The organism is Pseudomonas wadenswilerensis, from assembly GCF_900497695.1.
Classification (GTDB): Bacteria; Pseudomonadota; Gammaproteobacteria; order Pseudomonadales; family Pseudomonadaceae; genus Aquipseudomonas; species Aquipseudomonas wadenswilerensis.
The window spans coordinates 702831-722102 of record NZ_UIDD01000007.1; the positions used below are offsets into that span (position 1 = coordinate 702831).

At 62.6% G+C, this 19272-nt stretch carries 9 protein-coding genes; 4 read left to right on the top strand and 5 right to left on the bottom strand.

Features of this window, described 5'->3' with window-relative positions; all coding sequences use genetic code 11:
* The first annotated feature begins 10 nt into the window (after nt 1-10).
* The 4 genes from CCOS864_RS14245 (at nt 11) to CCOS864_RS14260 (ending at nt 4783) form a co-directional block, all read left to right on the top strand.
* Nucleotides 11-262, top strand: coding sequence for a DUF2934 domain-containing protein (locus CCOS864_RS14245; RefSeq protein WP_115086893.1), 252 nt, complete (start codon nt 11-13; stop codon nt 260-262).
* A 119-nt stretch (nt 263-381) separates the two neighbouring features.
* Nucleotides 382-2544, top strand: a complete 2163-nt coding sequence (glgX, locus tag CCOS864_RS14250; protein ID WP_115086894.1) for a glycogen debranching protein GlgX — start codon at nt 382-384, stop codon at nt 2542-2544.
* A 64-nt stretch (nt 2545-2608) separates the two neighbouring features.
* Nucleotides 2609-3403 (top strand): endonuclease/exonuclease/phosphatase family protein, encoded by a 795-nt coding sequence (locus tag CCOS864_RS14255; RefSeq protein WP_115086895.1) that lies wholly within the window; start codon nt 2609-2611, stop codon nt 3401-3403.
* Between the two features lie 309 nt (nt 3404-3712).
* Nucleotides 3713-4783, top strand: a complete 1071-nt coding sequence (locus CCOS864_RS14260; RefSeq protein ID WP_115086896.1) for an autotransporter domain-containing protein — start codon at nt 3713-3715, stop codon at nt 4781-4783.
* A 10-nt stretch (nt 4784-4793) separates the two neighbouring features.
* Here the strand turns inward: CCOS864_RS14260 and CCOS864_RS14265 are convergent, their stop codons facing one another.
* The 5 genes from CCOS864_RS14265 to CCOS864_RS14285 form a co-directional block, all read right to left on the bottom strand.
* Entirely contained in the window at nt 4794-9656 is a 4863-nt protein-coding gene (locus CCOS864_RS14265) for a hypothetical protein (RefSeq protein ID WP_115086897.1), read from the bottom strand.
* 78 nt (nt 9657-9734) lie between these two features.
* Complete coding sequence (gene glgB, locus CCOS864_RS14270) at nt 9735-11945, bottom strand: 1,4-alpha-glucan branching protein GlgB (protein ID WP_115086898.1); 2211 nt, start codon at nt 11943-11945, stop codon at nt 9735-9737.
* On the bottom strand, nt 11946-15257 hold the full coding sequence (gene treS, locus CCOS864_RS14275) for a maltose alpha-D-glucosyltransferase (protein WP_115086899.1): 3312 nt from the start codon (nt 15255-15257) through the stop codon (nt 11946-11948).
* 13 nt (nt 15258-15270) lie between these two features.
* Nucleotides 15271-17295 (bottom strand): alpha-1,4-glucan--maltose-1-phosphate maltosyltransferase, encoded by a 2025-nt coding sequence (locus CCOS864_RS14280; protein ID WP_115086900.1) that lies wholly within the window; start codon nt 17293-17295, stop codon nt 15271-15273.
* 239 nt (nt 17296-17534) lie between these two features.
* Nucleotides 17535-19208 carry an AMP-binding protein gene (locus tag CCOS864_RS14285; protein ID WP_115086901.1) on the bottom strand — a complete coding sequence of 558 codons (1674 nt, stop codon included), beginning with the start codon at nt 19206-19208 and terminating at the stop codon, nt 17535-17537.
* Between the last annotated feature and the right edge of the window lie 64 nt (nt 19209-19272).

The following is a 19272-nucleotide window of genomic DNA, read 5'->3' on the forward strand; positions in this document are numbered from 1 at the left end:
GAGCGTAGAGATGAGTGTCGAAGAAAAACGTATCCGTGAATTCGCCTATCAGATCTGGGAGTCGGAAGGTAAGCCCGAAGGCCAGGAAGAGCGGCACTGGGCGATGGCGCGCAAGCTCGCCGAAGCCGAAGCGCTGGCACCCAAGGTGACGCCACGCAAGCCAGCCAAGACGCCGGCGGCCAGCACCAGCAAGGCCAAACCGGCCAGCGCGGCGGCGGCGCCGAAAAAGCCCAGGGCAGCCAACAAGCCACCGGTGGCTTAAGCCGTTGAAAGCATCGCTGGCAAGCCAGCTCCCACAGGGGCTGCTTGCACCGAATCCTGTGGGAGCCGGCTTGCCGGCGATGGGCTGCAGAGCAGTCCCAGCCTCATCAAGGAGCACAAATGACCATCCGCAAAGCCAAGCCTACCGCCGAAGTTCACCTCGAACCCTCGCGCATCCGCGAAGGCCTGCCCTTCCCCCTGGGGGCTACCTGGGATGGGCTGGGGGTCAACTTCGCGCTGTTCTCGGCCAACGCCACCAAGGTCGAGCTGTGCCTGTTCGATGCCAGCGGCGAGGTCGAGCTCGAACGTATCGAGCTGCCGGAATACACCGATGAGATCTTCCACGGCTACCTGCCCGACGCCCACCCCGGGCAAATCTACGGCTACCGGGTACACGGCCCGTACGCCCCGGAAAACGGCCACCGCTTCAATCCCAACAAGCTGCTGATCGACCCCTACGCCAAGCAACTGGTCGGTAGCCTGAAATGGTCCGAAGCACTGTTCGGCTACACCATCGGCCACCCCGATGGCGACCTCAGCTTCGATGAGCGCGACAGCGCGCCGTTCGTACCCAAGTGCAAGGTCATCGATCCGGCCTACACCTGGGGCCGCGACCAGCGCGTGGGCATCCCCTGGGAGCGCACCATCCTCTACGAAGCCCATGTGCGCGGCATCAGCATGCGCCACCCGGCGGTGCCGGAGGCCAACCGCGGTACCTTTGCCGGGCTGATGTGCGACGAGTTGCTCGGCCATATCAAGCAGCTCGGGGTATCGTCGATCGAGCTGCTGCCGATTCATGCCTTCGTCAACGACCAGCACCTGCTGCAAAAAGGCCTGAACAATTACTGGGGCTATAACAGCATTGCGTTTTTTGCCCCACACCCGCGCTACCTGGCCAATGGCAAGATCGCCGAGTTCAAGGAGATGGTCGCGCACCTGCATGACGCCGGCCTCGAGGTGATTCTCGACGTGGTCTACAACCACACTGCCGAGGGCAACGAGCTAGGACCGACCCTGTCCATGCGCGGCATAGACAACTCGTCCTATTACCGCCTGATGCCCGACGACAAACGCTTCTACATCAACGATTCCGGCACCGGTAACACCCTCGACCTCAGCCACCCCTGCGTGCTGCAACTGGTTACCGACTCGCTGCGTTACTGGGCCGGCGAGATGCACGTGGACGGTTTCCGCTTCGACCTGGCGACCATTCTCGGGCGTTATCACGAGGGCTTTGACGAACGTCACAGCTTCCTCGTCGCCTGTCGTCAGGACCCGTTGCTCAGCCAGGTCAAACTGATCGCCGAACCCTGGGACTGCGGCCCGGGAGGTTATCAGGTGGGCAACTTCGCCCCCGGCTGGGCGGAATGGAATGATCGCTTTCGCGATACCGTGCGGGCCTTCTGGAAAGGCGACGAAGGCCAACTGGCCGACTTCTCCGCGCGCATGACCGCCTCCGGCGAGCTGTTCAACCGCCGCGGGCGCAGGCCCTATGCTTCGGTCAACTTCATCACCGCCCACGACGGGTTCACCCTGCGTGACCTGGTGTCATACAACGACAAGCACAACCAGGACAACGACGAAGACAACCAGGATGGCAGCAACAACAACCTGTCCTGGAACCATGGCGTCGAAGGCCCCACCGACGACCCCGAGATCAAGGCCCTGCGCCTGCGCCAGATGCGCAACTTCTTCGCCACCCTGCTGCTGGCCCAGGGCACGCCGATGATCGTCGCTGGCGACGAGTTCAGCCGTACCCAGCACGGCAACAACAATGCCTACTGCCAGGACAGCGAAATCGGCTGGGTCAACTGGGAACTGGATGACGATGGCGCGGCGCTGCTCAAGTTCGTCAAGCGCCTGACCAAGCTGCGCCTGGCCTATCCGGTGCTGCGCCGCTCGCGTTTTCTGGTCGGTGACTACAATGAGGCGATCGGGGTCAAGGACGTCACCTGGCTGGCGCCGGACGCCAGCGAGATGAGCGTCGAGCAATGGCAAGACGCCCACGGGCGCTGCCTGGGCATGCTGATGGATGGCCGTGCCCAGGTCAGCGGTATTCTGCGCCCCGGCGCCGATGCCACCTTGCTGCTGATCGTCAACGCTCATCACGAAGCGGTCGCCTTCACCCTGCCCGAGGTGCCGGAGGGCGAATACTGGAACTGCCTGATCGACACCGACCGACCACAATTGCGCAAAGGCGAGCATCATGACTTTGGCAGCGAGTTTCAGGTCAGCGGGCGCTCGCTGCTGTTGCTCGAGCTGTACCGCGACGACGATGCCTGAATGCCGGGGAACTGGAGGTTCCCCGGCAAGTCCGATGCTATAGATTTGTCGACTAGGAGTAACCGTGAGCGTCGAATCGGACACCAGCAACACCGCCACTGCCCGCCAGGCTGCTGCGATCAAGCGCCTGCGGGTACTGACCGTCAATACCCACAAGGGCTTTACCGCCTTCAACCGCCGCTTCATCCTCCCCGAACTGCGTGAAGCGGTGCGCAGTACCCGCGCCGACATCGTCTTCCTCCAGGAAGTGCTCGGTTCCCACGACCGCCATGCCGCGCGCTACGCCGGCTGGCCGCAGACCTCGCAGTACGAATTCCTGGCCGATAGCATGTGGAGCGATTTCGCCTACGGGCGTAATGCCGTGTACCCGGACGGCCATCACGGCAATGCGCTGTTGTCCAAGTACCCGATCATCGAACACCGCAACCTTGATGTCTCGATTACCGGCCCCGAGCGCCGCGGGCTGCTGCACTGCGTGCTGGACGTGCCCGGGCAGAGCGAGGTGCACGCCATTTGCGTGCACCTGTCGTTGCTCGAAAGTCATCGGCAAAAACAGCTGCAACTGCTGCGGCGGCTGCTGGACTCGCTGCCGGCCGACGCCCCGGTGATCATCGCGGGTGACTTCAACGACTGGAAACTGCGCGGCAATCGCACCCTGAACCTGCACCGCGACCTGCACGAAGCCTTCGAGCGCCATCACGGCCTGCTCGCACGAACCTACCCTGCCCGCCTGCCACTGCTGCGTCTGGACCGCATTTACCTGCGCAATGCCAACAGCCATGCCCCGCAAATCCTCGGCAACAAGCCCTGGAGTCACCTCTCCGATCATCTGCCATTGGCGGTGGAAGTGCAGCTTTAGCAATGATTCGGCATAGCCGCGACCCTGGAAAGAGCGGTTGCGGCTATCAGATATATATTTTTGTTTGATTTCAGCCTATTGGCGCTTCCAATAGCTTGATAACGGTTGTTTCACGCTTTCTTGACGCACGCCCCGTCCTCTCCTTAGCTAGAAGTAATGCAGCAACTGCAGACTCCATTCCGAACCTCTAGCTCGCGCTTTTCAGCGCGTGGCAGGGAGCGGTTTGCTGGTTTGGGTCGCCCTCTGGTTATGCCTTACAGCCGTGACATCAGGCCAGACCTTGGCTGTTAAACACAGAGGAGATCCGCCATGAAAAAAACTCCAAATCCTACGGGCTTTGAGTATGTTTTCTATGCGGTTTCCACGTCGCTGCTCTTGGCAACCCCGTTGGAAACCCATGCATTGGGCCTGGAGGATAACGACCCGTTGATTAATCTTGTGCAAGCCCAGCCTGTACTCTCGCTGACCCCGGTCAGCGCCAGCGGCTTGGGCCTCGGTGCCCTTGGCGCCTTTTCCGAGCGCCTGGCCGAGCGCAACGCCCCCGCCGCCACCGACAGCATCGCCAGCCAGTGGGCGCAGTTTTTCCCGACGCCGGTGCGTACCCCGGGCCCGGAAATCGATCAACTCGATACCCCGAACCAGAGCCTGCAGATCAGCCCGGACCTGTTCATTCGTGAAACAGCCGGCGGCAATACTCACCGTGCCGGTTTCTTCGTCGGCCACAGCACCCTGCAAAGCGGTTTTGACGGCCTGCGCAGACCCCAGGTCGGTGACCAGAAGACCGTCGTCAACCTCGACGGTGAAAGCCTGGGTGTGTACTGGAGCATGACCCACGACCAGGGCTGGCACCTGGATGCAGTGGCCATGGGTACACGCTTCGATATCAATGGCCGCAGCGAAACCGGCCAGCGCCTGGACGGCAACGGCCATGCCCTGACGCTGTCGATCGAAGGCGGCTACCCCATCAGCCTGGGCAGCAACTGGACCCTGGAGCCGCAAGCGCAGTTGATCAACCAGCAGTACTTTCCGGGCAGCCAGAGCCAGACTGACACCCAGGAAGCGTTCGACCAGCAACCGAACTGGACCGGGCGGGTCGGTGCCAGGTTGTCGGCACGCTACAACGTGCACGGCATGCCGATCGAGCCGTTCGTACGTACCAACGTCTGGTATGACTTCACCAACGCTGAAACCGTGAGCCTGGGCCAGGTCGACAAGATCAGTAGCGGACGCAACTCCGCCACCGTCGAGTTGGGGTTGGGCCTGGTGGCGCGGGTAACGCCGAAGGTCGCGCTGTTTGTCAGTGCCGATTACAGCAGCGATGTGGACGACAATGACTTGAATGGCTTGATCGGCAACCTGGGGATCAGGGTGCGCTGGTAAAGGCGCGCTATTACCAGCGCGTGCGACTGTACAGCGCCGGTGCCGCACCCAGGTCCTTGACCGTCAGGCCCTGATTCAGCGGCACCGCCTGCATGGCCGCCGGGTCTATGACCTCGACGCGAAAGTGTGGCAGCGACTCAGGCACAGCAAGCCCATAAGCACTAAGCATGGGTCTTTGGGAAAAGTAGTGCTTAAGTACCGAGCTGTAACCCGACAAGGAATCGGCCGAGATCAGGCCGATGTTGGGGTCATAGAAGTGGAATACCGAGCGCCCTTGTTCCTGACGCACGGCCATCAGCATGGAATGGTTGGGGGTATTGATCTGCAGATAGGCGTTGTGTCGCTCATCCGCCAGGCGTTTGATGACTGCCTCCAGCTCAAGGTTGCCTGGCAGGGTCCTCACTGCAGACCCACCGCTACCGTGCAGCACCCCAAGCGCTTTGCTGAACAGAACCGCTTCGCTGCTCTGGGCATCCGCCGCCACCAGATACATCCTGTCCATCAGCGCGTGTTCGCTGCCCCCTTCCAGTGCTACAGCCATGGTGCGTGCCAATGGCAGACAGCGGCCGTTGTCCGGGCGGGTCACCAGGATTTGCGGCGCCGGCCGGTAACTCCTCGCCCCATGCAGACGCAGCTTTCTGCCATGAGCTCCGGCACGGGCGAAGGCTTGCTGCCAGTGCTGCTCAAGCTCCAAGCGATTGATCCTGCCTGCCAGTGCGCCAAGTTGATGAGGTGTGAGGTTCGAATCGGGACGTATGAACAGCCGTTTCAAATGCACCAGATCACGCCGGGCGCGCAGATCCACACCGGGGACGGTAAGCATTCCGTAATCCCGCAGTCCCTGTTGAAACTCCGTCTTCTTGTTGCTGAGGTTTTGCCAGTCCTTGCACAGCTTGGCGTAACGTTGCTCCACCTGCTTTGCCGGCATGAGCTCGTGACGGGCAAAATTCCCTCCCCCGAGCAGCTCTTCTGTTCGTACCCATTCACGCCCCGACTCGACTTTGTAGAAATCCGGAGCCATCAACAAGACGGACCGTTCCTGATACGCAGTGGCTGCCGTGCTGCGTGCCAACCGCGCCGACGTCCTGGCACTGGGTAGATCGACGAAATCCTGGTATTTCATCAGCCGGTTGCCGCCAGCCTGTTGAAAGCGGGCCGCCCAGACCGGCTCGGGGACAACCATCGGCTCCAGGTCCAGGCGGGTGCGCCGGGCAGCCATCAGGTCGAAAGCCATGTGACCGTGCTCCGGGTGACGACCTACCAACAGGAAATGGCTGCTACTGGCCTTGTTGACCTTGTCCCAGCTGTGCACCACCCTGACCTTGATATCGAAGAAGCCGTGCTTTGCCATGTAGGCTCTGACTGTTCGCAAAAGCGGGCCAGGGCGTTGCTTGCCGGTGGCGAGCAAGCGCGAGACTTTCGGATACTTGCGCAAATCGGCGAGGAAGCCCTGCTCAAGCAATGTTTGCGACTCACTGAGACTGGCTGCTTGTGCACTGCGCAGCTCCTCGGCCCTGAATTCGGGCGCAGCGTGCTCGACAACAATCCGTACGTCGCGGCCGTCCGCCAGCTTGCCCGCCTGTCGCTCGAACCTCAGCAACCGAGCATCCGCCAGGTTCAGCTCATGCCAGCCTTTGACCGATTCACCCAAGGTGAGCGCACTGTTATCGAGGCTGATGACCTTACCCTCGCCCAGGCTCAAACCCGCCTGCAGCACCTTGTTGCTGTCCTTTGCCAATACCACTACGCGGTAACCGGCTGGCAGGCGCTTGATGTCATCCAGGCAATAAAGCTGTTGACCGCTCCCCCCCAGAAACCCCTCGACAGTATCGGCCCCGGGCAGGCTCACCAGCCGTTGCAGCGTCTGCGCATCAATCACCCCGGCGCGTTGCTGCAGATGCAGAACGCCTTCCAGCGGGCCGGCAGCGTCACTGATGGCAGCCGGCACCAAATTCAGTTGCGCCAGCATCAGCGCACGCTGGCGGGGCGACAGGCTGATCAACAGGTCCAGCGACTTGCTGTAGCCTTCGGTTAGCGAAGATGAACGAATCAGCGCGACCAGGTTGCGCACGTCGGCGGCCAAGTGCGCCGCTGCCGACACCGCGCGAGCCACAGGCCTGGCCAGGACCGCCAGATCGCCAGCGCCGACGAAAACCAACGTCAGCTTGCCCAGGGCAATATCCGCCTGGGCCTGGCGGTAGACATCGCCCCGATCAGCAACGTCCAGCATCCGCTCATCGAAGTACAGAGTGCCCGCCGCCAGTGCCACGTCCATCGAGGCAAGTGCCATCGGCATCGCCAAGCCTTCGAATGGCACCATTACCACCATCGAGACCAAGGTCGTGCCGAACTGCATCAGGCGTTCTGCAGCCTGCGTCCAGCGTTGCTGATTCTCTTCCTGGGCAGTGAAGACCGCGCTATTGAGGTTGCTTTTGATCATCTCCAGATCAGCCGCAAGCAACTGTGGCATGACCTCACCACCGCCAAAGGTCAACTGCGATTGATAAAAAGTCACATCGGTCAGCCTGAGCGAGCGCTTGGCGATAATGGCGGTGCGCTCGATCACGCCGTTGTCAAAATCCGACAGATGCGAGCGGATGAACCGCTCCAGGGCAACCGAGGTATCGTCGGCCACCCACGGATATACACTGCCAGTGGTCAGTGAAACCAGAAAGCCGCCAGCGTGGTCTCTCACCGCCAGTAGATTGGGTACAACCTTGTCCGTGACCTTTACCACCTCGGCAACCAGATCACCCGACACCCAACGATCAAGAACATGGCGCAAGGGGCCATTGGTGCTGGCGAGCAGTCGTGTCATTACGCCATTGAAACGGTGATGGGCAAAGCTCTGGTATTGCTGCTTGAACGCGTCATCACTCGCCAACTGGACAAAGTCCTCCATCACCGCGGCCTGCACGCGAGTACGCAGTTGAGCATCGAGGACCAGTGGCAGCAGCGGCGCGGGTAGCCCAGGTGAGGCTGACGGCAATTGATCGACGTAGTTTACGAGGTTGCGTTGATGCTCACCCAAGGCTACCTGACGGACGCTGAACACTTCCTTGCGTGAATGACTGGCGCTGCCCAGGAAAGTCACCGGCGTTTTCGGCTGAAAGGACAGCGTCTGGTTCAGCAGCGCCAGGTTGATGGACCGCGGATCCATACCTGCTGCCTGCGCATCCTGCTGCAAACAGCGGATGATGGTCTCGTCGATATGCTGCGCCTGGCCGAGGACCAGCCCCGTGGTTTGGGAAGTGTCCAGCGCGGGAGCCGCCACAGTGCCAGTGTCTTTCGGCTGCGGCTGCTTCAAGCCCTGCAGTTGTCGGTAGCGCTCGCTGATGGTGAACGCAGCCCTGAGCGCCTCGCGCTGCAACTTTTCTGCCTTAAGCGATAGCACGGCTTTTACCGTGACCAGCCCCAACAGGTCAGGAACCGCTTGCTTGGCATAGGCGGGCGCTGCTGCGGCGCGCTTGCGTAGCCGCGTGGCCTGACGCTCCAATTGCTGATTGTGCTTTTGCAAGCGCTGGATATCCGCTAGCAATTGGGCCTGAGACGTCGAGGTGGGGGCTTCGCGTGCTTGTCGCCTTTTGCCTTGCGCCTCAACCAGCGGCACCTGCCAAGGCTCCGAACGCCAGGGCAGTTGGACCGCCGGTTGAGTATATTCCTCTGCTGCGACGAATGATCCTGCTGAGGAATACGCGACTGCCGAATCCTTTGCTTGGGTGACGACACGCTCGCTGCCATCCTGCTCGCGAACAACCTGGGTAAGCTGCTTCAAATTCAAAGGGGGCTTGCCGGCATAGTATTTTTCACCCGGTATAAAGCCTGGCGCACCCCAGCCCACCAGTAACTCAAGCCCTGCCCCCAAGAGCGTCGGCTTCAGGCTCAGGTCGGGTCTGGACTGTTCCTTTTCGCGGGTATCGCGCAACCAGTCCCAGGGATTGATGCGCTCCAGCAGCTCATTGCCCGTCATGTTCGGGGCGCGCTGTGCGAACTGGCTCCTGAGGTTGTCGACAACGACTTCAAGATCCAGATCGGCCAGCTTCCCGTCAAGTGCCTGCAGCAGGATGTGCAACTGAGCATCGTCGAGCCCGGGCAGTTTCCTGGCGAGCGTCAACACCAGCGCCTCGCGGGTGTCCCGCTGTGACTGGTTACCCAACTGCACCGCTGCCGCCATCGGCAACCCCAGATACCAGGCACCAAGCACCACCGGCAAGCCAAAGGCACCGAACACCCCGAAGCTGGCGGGGATTGCAGCCAGGACGCTAGCGCGCATCACCAGGCTTGCCGGGTTGAGCGGCGCGCCTTGCGGGTTCACCTCCTCAACCGCGGGGTGCGCCTGCGCCCAGATCCGTGCCATCAGCGGATCCGCCAGTACCCGCTCGGCCAATTCATTGCGCAGCTCTGCTACTTGCTGATCAGTGATCAACTGCGGATCACAGTCGTTGACCATGGCTACCACCACCTTGAAGAAAGCATCGCCCTCAAGGTCGAGTGAACGGTATTCACCGCGGCTTACTGCACCGATACGCGTAGGCTCCAGCCTGATCCTGGCAGCCTGCTCCAGCTGCACAGCGTCCAGTTGTCCAGGCTCCAGCAGGCAAGCCGGATCGGTAATGTCGACCCCGTACAGCACCTGGCCATCCACACCCTCGAGCACCAGGGTGTTGCATTCGAGCACACCACTGGCCACCAGTAGCCCCGGTAGCAGGGTCATGGCAATGTTTTCTTCAACCGCGGCCGTGCGCAGGGCCTGGGCAACACGTTGCAGGTTCGTGCCGGACAGATTCGCAACCGCCGCCGGCCGTTGTTCGCTGACAAGGTACTCGGTCGGTGTGTACTGACGGTTCAGTGGTGGGTTGGAGACCAAGGGCATGGCTGCGCTTCCATGAAAAACCGGAAGCGCAGTAGACACCGATACCCGGCCCCGGGCTTGTACAGAACGCTCAAGCCGTCATTGCGGGCGCAAAATCAACACCCCCAGCGGCGGCAGGTTCAACCCCAGCGACAACGGCTGGCCATGGCTGGACAACGCCTGGCTGGCCACTTCACCGAGGTTGCCGTAATTGGACCCGGCATAACCCTCGGCATCGCTGTTGAACACCTCGACCCAGCGCTCGCCAAACGGCACACCGATGCGATAACTCTCGCGCGGCACCGGAGTGAAGTTGGCCACCACCAGCAACGGCTCGCCGTCAGCGCTCCAGCGCAGCCAGGCATAGACGCTGTTGTGCGCATCATCGCCGATCAGCCACTGAAAGCCTTGCGGCAGGCAGTCCTGCTGGTGCAGGGCCCGCTCGTCGCGGTACAAACGGTTGAGGTCGCTGACCAGGCGCTGCACGCCCAGGTGCTCGGGGTACTTGAGCAGGTACCAGTCCAGTTCGCTGTCATGGTTCCACTCGCGCCACTGGCCGAACTCGCAGCCCATGAACAGCAGCTTCTTGCCCGGATGGGTCCACATGAAGGTCAGGTAGGCGCGCAGGTTGGCGAACTTCTGCCAGCGATCGCCAGGCATCTTGTCGATCAGAGAGTGCTTGCCGTGCACCACCTCGTCATGGGAAATCGGCAGGATGAAATGCTCGGAATAGGCATAGATCAGGCCGAAGCTCATCTCGTTGTGGTGATAGGTGCGGTGGATCGGGTCGTTCTGGATGTAGTGCAGGGTGTCGTGCATCCAGCCCATGTTCCACTTGTAGGCAAAGCCCAGGCCGCCCTGCTGGGTCGGCTGGCTGACGCCCGGCCAGGCCGTGGACTCTTCGGCGATCACCAGGGCACCGGGGGCTTCCAGCGCCACCACGTCGTTGAGGTGACGCAAGAAGTCGATGGCTTCCAGGTTCTCGCGGCCGCCGTGGCGGTTGGGCACCCACTCCCCAGCCTTGCGTGAATAGTCGCGGTAGAGCATCGACGCCACGGCATCGACACGCAGGCCGTCGATATGGAAATGCTTGAGCCAGTGCAGCGCCGAGGCCAGCATGAAACCGTGCACTTCGGTGCGGCCAAGGTTGTAGATCAGCGTGTCCCAGTCCTGGTGGAAACCCTCCAGCGGGTTGTCGTACTCGTACAAGGCGGTGCCGTCGAAGCGCGCCAGGCCGTGGGTGTCGGTCGGAAAATGCGCCGGCACCCAGTCGAGAATCACCCCGATGCTCGCCTGATGGCAGGCATCGATGAACGCGGCAAAGTCTTCGGCGCTGCCGTAGCGCGCGGTCGGCGCGAACATCGACAATGGCTGGTAACCCCAGGAGCCGCCAAAGGGATGCTCCATGATCGGCATCAGCTCGATATGGGTGAAGCCCAGTTGCTGGATATACGGCACCAGGCGCTCGGCCAGTTCGCGCCAGTTGTAGAAGCGTGCCACTTCACCGTTGTCGTCCAGCTCGCACTGCCAGGAGCCGGCGTGCAGTTCGTAGATAGACAGCGGCGCGCTGGTGACCTGGCGTTCGCCGCGCTGCTGCATCCAAGTCTGATCCTGCCAGTCATGGGCCAGGGGGCCGGCGACCCTCGAGGCGGTGCTCGGCGGCAACTCGGTGGCACGGGCCAGCGGGTCGGCCTTGAGCGGCAGGATGCCTTCGCGCCCGAGCACTTCGTATTTGTAGGCTTCGCCAGCCTGCAGGCGCGGCACGAACAGCTCCCAGACCCCGGACGGATGGCGCAGGCGCAGGGGGTGACGGCGCCCGTCCCAGTTGTTGAAATCGCCCACCACCGAGACCCGCCGCGCATTCGGCGCCCACACCGAAAAGCGCACGCCGTCGACACCTTCGACCGTCACCGGTTGCGCCCCCATGGCACCGGACAGGTCTCGATGATTGCCCTCGGCGAACAAGTACAGGTCCATGTCGCCGAGCAGTGGCCCGAAGCTGTACGGATCTTCAGTGATCTGCTCACCGCCCGCCCAGTTGATCTGCAACAGGTACGGCTGCGGCTCCCGCAGATGAGTGATGAACAACCCCGGTACCGGGCCCTGCTCCAGCTCTGCCAATACGCGACTGCCGTCGCGAGCCAACACCCGCACGTTCAGGGCATTGGGCAGATAGGCGCGGACAAACTGGCCACCAGCACCATCCGGGTGCGGGCCGAGCACCGCGAACGGGTCGGTGTGTTCGGCTCTTACCAGGGCATCGATATCGCGCTGCCCCAGTCCTCCTTCCTCGCGCTTGCGTTGAATCATTTACTGCTCTCCCCAGGTACTGATCAGACCATGCAGGCCATGCAAAGGCACGGCCAGCCAATTCGGACGGTTCTCGGCTTCGTAGAGGATTTCGTAGGCGGCCTTCTCGAGACTGAACAACGCCAGCGCCGCCTGCTCGCCGTCGCCATGCTCCCAGGCATGGGGCATGGCCGCACTGGCCAGACCATAAGCCTCGACAAAAGCATGCCGGGCCTGGTGCAGGTAACGCCGGGCGACGCGTTGACGTGCCTGGCGGGCAGCCTCGGAAAGGTCGACAGCGGAAGCACTGCGCAGCACCATCGCTGCAGCATAGTCGAAGGAACGCAGCACGCCGCTGACGTCCTTGTACGGGCTGTGCTTGGCCCGGCGCTCATCGAGTGGCCGCGCCGGTTCACCCTCGAAATCGATCAGGTAGGCATCGCCCTGAACCACCAGCACCTGGCCCAGGTGCAGGTCACCATGCACGCGCATCAACAGCCCACCCACCGCTTGCTTGCTGAGTTCGGCAATGTGCTTGAGCAAGCTCTTGCGCTGCTGTTGCAGATCGTCGATCAGGGCCTGGCTGTCGCTGTCGAGGCTGGCACGGTGTTCCAGCAGCAGGTCCAGGGCGCGGGTCAGCTGGGCACCGACCTGTTTGTTCCAGGCCTGGCTGTCGCGGCGGGTGCTGGCCCGCGGCTGGAACGCAGGGTCGGCGCTGGGCGCGGCCAGCAGCAGGTGCATCTCGCCCAGGCGCTGGCCGAGCAAGGCGGCGAAGTCGGCCAGATCCTGCAGGGCATCGGTGTGCACATCCTGGTCTTTGCTCGAAGGCTCCATCTCGTCGCGAATGGCCCGTTCCAGGTTGTTCTGAGTCCAGTCCCAGGCGTCGCCCTGGTTGCTCAGGTAGCCCTGCGCGATCATCAGCAGATGCGGCTGGGCCTGGGCGTCCACGCGGCTGACCCAGCCCAGCAGCGGCGAGATATTGGCAAAACCGGCGGTGGTCAGGTAGGCGCTCATTTCCAGTTCCGGGTGCACCCCGGGGTTGACCCGGCGGATCAGCTTGAGCACCAGGCTGGCGCCGACCACCACCGAACTGTTGGACTGCTCGGCGCTCAGGTAGCGGACTACCGCGTCGTCCCCCAGGTTCAGCGCCGCCAGCTGCCCGGTGGCCTCAAAACGCAGCTCACCCTCGCTGCAGGGCAGACGCAAGCCGTCCCGGCAGCCGCTGAGCACGGCGCGCACGAAGCTCTCCAGGACGAAGCCATCGGTGATCAAGCCCACCTGACGACCGCGACGGACCCGGGCCAGGGCCAGTTGCTGCGGCGCCGGGCTGTTGATGTGCTCTTCGGCGATCAAGCCGAATGGCAATTGATAGCGGCTGCTCTGGCCACCGCCCTGCACTTCGATCTCGCTAAGCAGCACCGGGCTGGTCGCGGCGCCAAAGCGCACGCCATAGATGATCTGCACCTGTTCGATGCGGGTTTCCTTGCCGGCGAACCAGCGGCGCTTGGGCAGGTACTGGGGCAGGATGCCGTCTTGCAAGGTGACCCGTGACGGCGCTTCCAGCAGCTCTTCCATGCGTTTTTTCAGCACCAGGGTGGTGAACTCCGGCAGGCTCTGGGCCGGTTCCACATGCCAACTGGGCATCTGGTCCTTGTCAGCCAGCAGGAACCAGTAAAAACCATAGGGCGGCAGGGTCAGCAGGAACGGCAACTGGCCGATTGGCGGGAAGGCACTGCCACCGAGCATTTCCACCGGCACCTTGTCGGCGTACTGCTGCAGCTCAAGCTCCGCCGCCTGCGCAGCGCGCGATACGTTGGCGACGCAGAGGATGATCTCGCTCTTGCCATCAGGGCCGGTGTACTCACGGATATAGGCGAGGATCCGCCGGTTGCTCGGCGTGAGCATCTTCAGGGTGCCGCGGCCAAAGGCCTTCTGCTGCTTGCGGACCGCCAGCAGGCGCCGGTTCCAGTTCAGCAGCGAGTGCGGGTCATGGGCCTGAGCTTCGACGTTGACCGCCTGGAAGCCGTACAGCGGGTCCATGATCGGCGGCAGCACCAGGCGCGCAGGGTCGGCACGGGAGAAACCACCGTTGCGGTCGATCGACCACTGCATTGGCGTGCGTACGCCATCGCGGTCGCCCAGGTAGATGTTGTCGCCCATGCCGATCTCGTCGCCGTAATACAAGGTCGGCGTGCCGGGCATCGACAGCAGCAGGCTGCACAGCAGCTCGACCCGCCGCCGGTCCCGTTGCAGCAACGGCGCCAGACGCCGGCGAATGCCGAGGTTGATCCGCGCGCGGCGGTCCTCGGCGTAGTAGTTCCACAGGTAATCGCGCTCGCGATCAGTGACCATTTCCAGGGTCAGCTCATCATGGTTGCGCAAGAAGATCGCCCACTGGCAGTTGGCCGGAATCTCCGGGGTCTGGCGCAGGATGTCGGTGATCGGGAAGCGGTCTTCCTGGGCCACGGCCATGTACATGCGCGGCATCAGCGGGAAGTGAAAGGCCATGTGGCATTCGTCGCCCTGCCCTTCGCCAAAATACAGCTGAGTGTCTTCAGGCCACTGGTTGGCTTCGGCCAGGAGCATGCGGTCGGGGTAGTTGGCGTCGATTTCGGCGCGGATCTTCTTCAGCACCTGATGGGTTTCGGGCAGGTTCTCGTTGTTGGTGCCGTCACGCTCGATCAGGTACGGGATGGCGTCCAGGCGCAGGCCGTCGACGCCCAGGTCGAGCCAGTAGCGCATGACCCCGAGCACCGCCTTGAGCACTTGCGGGTTGTCGAAGTTGAGGTCCGGCTGGTGCGAGTAGAAACGGTGCCAGAAGTACTGGCCGGCCACCGGGTCCCAGGTCCAGTTGGATTTCTCGGTGTCGAGGAAGATGATCCGCGTACCGTCGTACTTCTGGTCGCTGTCGGACCACACATAAAAGTCCCGGGCCTTGCTCCCCGGCTTGGCGCGCCGGGCCTTCTGGAACCACGGGTGCTGGTCGGAGGTGTGGTTGATGACCAGCTCGGTGATTACCCGCAGGCCGCGTTTGTGCGCCTCGGCAATGAAGCGTTTGACGTCGGCCAGGGTGCCGTAGTCGGGGTGCACCGCCTTGTACTCGGCGATGTCGTAGCCATCGTCGCGGCGAGGCGAAGGGTAGAACGGCAGCAGCCACAGGGTGTTGACCCCAAGCTCGGCGATGTAGTCGAGCTTGGCGATCAGGCCGGGAAAGTCACCGATGCCGTCGTTGTTGGAATCGAAGAAGGACTTGACGTGTACCTGGTAGATGATCGCGTCTTTGTACCACAGTGGATCATCGATAAAGGCGGCTGGGCGGGCGCGCTTGGCCATGCTCGACTCCTTTCTAGAGGGCTTTTTCGATACGCCAGATAGCAAACGGCAGGTGCCAGGGCTCGATGCGCATCCATTGGGTCTTGCCGTGCCAGGTCCAGCGATGGCCGCTCATCAGGTCTTCGCCGAGGGTGTCGGCAGTGTCGTCCAGCCCCAGCTCCCACAGCGGCAGTTCGAAATGCGCCTCCTGAGCGTTGTGCGGATCGAGGCTGACGGCGACGAGGATGAAGTTGTCGCGCTCGGCGGTGCGTTTGCCGAAGTACAGGATGTTGTCGTTCCAGGCGTGATAAAAAGCCACGCCCAGGTGGGTTTGCAACGCAGGGTTCTGCCGACGGATACGATTGAGCTGGGCGATTTCGGCAATGATGTTGCCGGGCTGGGTAAAGTCCCGCGGGCGGATCTCGTACTTCTCGGAATCGAGGTATTCCTCCTTGCCCGGCACCGGCGTCGCCTCGCACAGCTCGAAGCCCGAGTACATGCCCCACAGGCCCGAGCCCATGGTCGCCAGGGCGGCGCGGATGAGAAACCCGGCGCGCCCGGACTCATGCAGAAAGTACGGGTTGATGTCCGGTGTATTGACGAAGAAGTTCGGCCGGTAGCAGTAGCGCCAGGGTGGCTGGTTGAGCTCTTCGAAGTAGCTTTGCAGCTCGGCCTTGGTGTTGCGCCAGGTGAAGTAGCTGTAGCTCTGGGAATAACCGACCTTGCCCAGGCGCGCCATCATCGCAGGCTTGGTGAAGGCTTCGGCGAGGAAGATCACCTCCGGGTACTGGCTGCGGACATTGGCGATCAGCCAGTGCCAGAACGGCAAGGGTTTGGTGTGCGGGTTATCGACCCGAAAGCTCTTGACCCCCTCCTTGACCCAACCCACCACCACGTCGCGCAGGGCCAGCCACAACGCCGGTACCGCATCGGCGGCGTAGAAGTCGACATTGACGATGTCCTGGTATTTTTTCGGCGGATTCTCGGCATAGCGAATGCTGCCGTCCGGGCGCCAGGAAAACCAGCCCGGGTGCTCCTTGAGCCAGGGGTGGTCCTGGGAACACTGAATGGCAAAATCCAGGGCGATTTCCAGGCCATGCTCGGCAGCGGCAGCCACCAGCCGGCGAAAATCCTCGCGGCTGCCCAGTTGCGGATGAATCGCCTCGTGCCCGCCTTCGGCACCGCCGATGGCATAGGGGCTGCCGGGGTCATCCGGCTCGGCCTGCAAGGCATTGTTGCGGCCCTTGCGGTGGCGCACGCCGATGGGGTGGATGGGCGGGAAGTACAAAACGTCAAAGCCCATGTCACGGATCATCGGCAGGCGTTCGTGCACGTCATTGAAGGTGCCGTGGCGCTCAGGGTCGTCGGTGACCGAACGGGGAAACAGCTCGTACCAGCTGGCAAACTGCGCCTGGATACGCTCGACATCCAGCGGGTATTCGGGGCTGCGGCTGAGGTAGGTGCGGTGCTCGGCTTCGGCCATCAGCAGCGCCGTGTCCGGGTGCAGCAGCAAGGCCACCTGCTCGTCGGCGGACAGGCCCGGCAGGTGCCGGTGCAAGGCCTGCAACTGATCGCGCAACGGCCCGTTGCTGCGGCCGATATTGTTTTCGATCAACAGTTGCCCCTCCTGCAGCTCCAAGGGCACCGCGATGCCGGCGTTGAACTTCTTCTCCAGGTCATGGCAATAGGTGGCGAACGGGTCGATCCAGGCCTCAATGCTGAACAGGTGGCGACCCTGCTCGCTGACGGTGAATTCGGCCTGCCACAGGTCGTTGCCGGCAAACTGCATCGGCAGGCAATGCCAGCGCCGGCTGTGGGCCTGGCGCCAGTTGAGCATCACCACCAGGGCGTCATGGCCATCGGCATAGACCTTGCTGCTGACCTGCACCGGCTCGCCCACCACCGCCTTGACCGCAAACAGCCCGCCATCGAGCACCGGCAAGGTGTTCTCGATCACGATCCGCGGTTCGAGCAAGGCCTGGGACAGGCTCAGGGCCTGGTCCGGGTGGTCGTTTGCCGGGGTCATGCGGTCGGTTTCGAAGGGCTCATCGCGGGTCATCGAACGTTGCTCCGTTATGAAGTGGCACTAAAGGTTCAGAGCGGGGGCGCGGCCCGGGGTTCAAAAAAAATGAGCGATTGGCCAAGGCCAGGGTCGAAACCCCGAGCCGACACGGCCAACACCGCTGAAAGAGTAGTATCCAATCGCTGGCAAGCCAGCTCCCACAAGGTTCTCAGAGCACTCAAGGGCTCTGCTGCACCTGTGGGAGCTGGCTTGCCAGCGATAGCAGCGCCGCGGACTCAGCGCTTGATCAGCTCTTCAATGCTGATCTCGCGCATCCTGAACTTCTGCACCTTGCCAGTTACCGTCATCGGAAACTCTTCGACAAAGCGGAAGTAACGCGGGGTCTTGAAGTGGGCAATGCGGCTCTTGCACCACTGTTGCAGCTCGATCTCGCTGGCGCTGTGGCCGGGGTGGAACTTGATCCAGGCGACGATCTCTTCGCCGTAACGCTCATCGGGAATACCGATCACCTGCACGTCCGCCACCGCCGGGTGGGTAAAGAAGAACTCCTCCAACTCCCGCGGATAGATATTCTCGCCACCCCGGATGATCATGTCCTTGTTGCGCCCGGCGATGCAGACATAGCCCGCCTCGTTCATGGTCGCCAGGTCGCCGGTGCGCATCCAGCCCGCCGGGTCGATGGCTTCGCTGGTCGCCGCCGGGTTGCCCCAGTAGCCAAGCATCACGCTGTAACCGCGAGTGCACAGCTCGCCGATCTGCCCGCGCGGCACGATGCAGCCCTGCTCGTCGATGATCTTGCTTTCCAGCTGCGGCTGGGTGCGCCCGACCGTGGTCACACGCAGTTCCAGGTCGTCATCCGGGCCGGTCTGCATCGACACCGGGCTGGTTTCGGTCATGCCGTAGGCGATTTGCACCTCGCTCATGTGCATCTCGCCGATCACCCGGCGCATCACCTCGATCGGGCAGGTGGCGCCGGCCATGATCCCGGTGCGCAGGGTCGACAGGTCCATGTCAGGCCGTTGCGGATGGTCGAGCATGGCGATGAACATGGTCGGGACGCCATACAGCGCCGTGGCCTTCTCCTCGGCGACGCAGCTCAAGGTCAAAAGCGGGTCGAAGGCATCGTTGGGGTAGATCATGGTGCTGCCATGGGTGATGCAACCGAGGTTACCCATGACCATGCCGAAGCAGTGGTACAGCGGCACCGGGATCACCATGCGGTCGTGCTCGCTCAGGCCCAGGCTCTCGCCGACCATGTAGCCGTTGTTGAGGATATTGTAGTGGCTGAGCGTGGCACCCTTGGGGAAGCCGGTGGTGCCGGAGGTGTACTGGATGTTCACCGGCTGGTCGAACTGCAGGCTTTGCTGGCGGGCCTGGAAATCAGCGGGAGCGGTTTCGCTGGCCAGCCAGCCCAGGCGCTCCCAGGGCAGAAAGCCGGCTGGCGGCTGCGGGTCGAGGCTGATCAGCCCGCGCAGCTCCGGCAGGCGCTCGCTGCGCAGTTGACCGGGTGCTTGCTGGGCCAGGTCCGGCAGCAGTTCACCGAGCATGGCGTGGTAATCGGAGGTCTTGAAGGCGCCGGCGCTGATCAGCCATTGGCAACCCGACTGCTTGAGCACGTATTCAAGCTCGCTGGTGCGGTAGGCCGGGTTGATGTTGACCAGGATCACGCCGATCTTGGCGCTGGCGAACTGGCTGATGCACCACTGTGCGCAGTTCGGCGCCCAGATGCCCAAGCGATCACCGGTTTTCAACCCCAGCGCCATCAGCGCCCGGGCATGCAGGTCGACGCTGGCGGCCAGCGCCTGCCAGGTGTAGCGCTGCTGTTGATGACGTACCACCAGTGCCTCGCGCTCGGCAAAGCGTGACACGGTCTGGTCGAACGCCTGGCCGATGGTCATGGCCAGCAACGGCTTGTCCTGGCGGCCCTGGGTATAGCTCGGTTGATTCATGGCGGTCCCTTTTTGTGGTTGTTCTGGGAGCTGATTCAAGCGGGTCTTACTCTGGCCCATATTT

Excerpts from the sequence above, each read along its gene's own strand:
- CCOS864_RS14260 (WP_115086896.1), top strand. The coding sequence starts at position 3,713 with ATGAAAAAAACTCCAAATCCTACGGGCTTTGAGTATGTTTTCTATGCG.
- CCOS864_RS14265 (WP_115086897.1), bottom strand. The coding sequence starts at position 9,656 with ATGCCCTTGGTCTCCAACCCACCACTGAACCGTCAGTACACACCGACC.
- CCOS864_RS14280 (WP_115086900.1), bottom strand. The coding sequence starts at position 17,295 with ATGACCCGCGATGAGCCCTTCGAAACCGACCGCATGACCCCGGCAAAC.
- treS (WP_115086899.1), bottom strand. The coding sequence starts at position 15,257 with ATGGCCAAGCGCGCCCGCCCAGCCGCCTTTATCGATGATCCACTGTGG.
- CCOS864_RS14245 (WP_115086893.1), top strand. The coding sequence starts at position 11 with ATGAGTGTCGAAGAAAAACGTATCCGTGAATTCGCCTATCAGATCTGG.
- CCOS864_RS14285 (WP_115086901.1), bottom strand. The coding sequence starts at position 19,208 with ATGAATCAACCGAGCTATACCCAGGGCCGCCAGGACAAGCCGTTGCTG.
- glgX (WP_115086894.1), top strand. The coding sequence starts at position 382 with ATGACCATCCGCAAAGCCAAGCCTACCGCCGAAGTTCACCTCGAACCC.
- glgB (WP_115086898.1), bottom strand. The coding sequence starts at position 11,945 with ATGATTCAACGCAAGCGCGAGGAAGGAGGACTGGGGCAGCGCGATATC.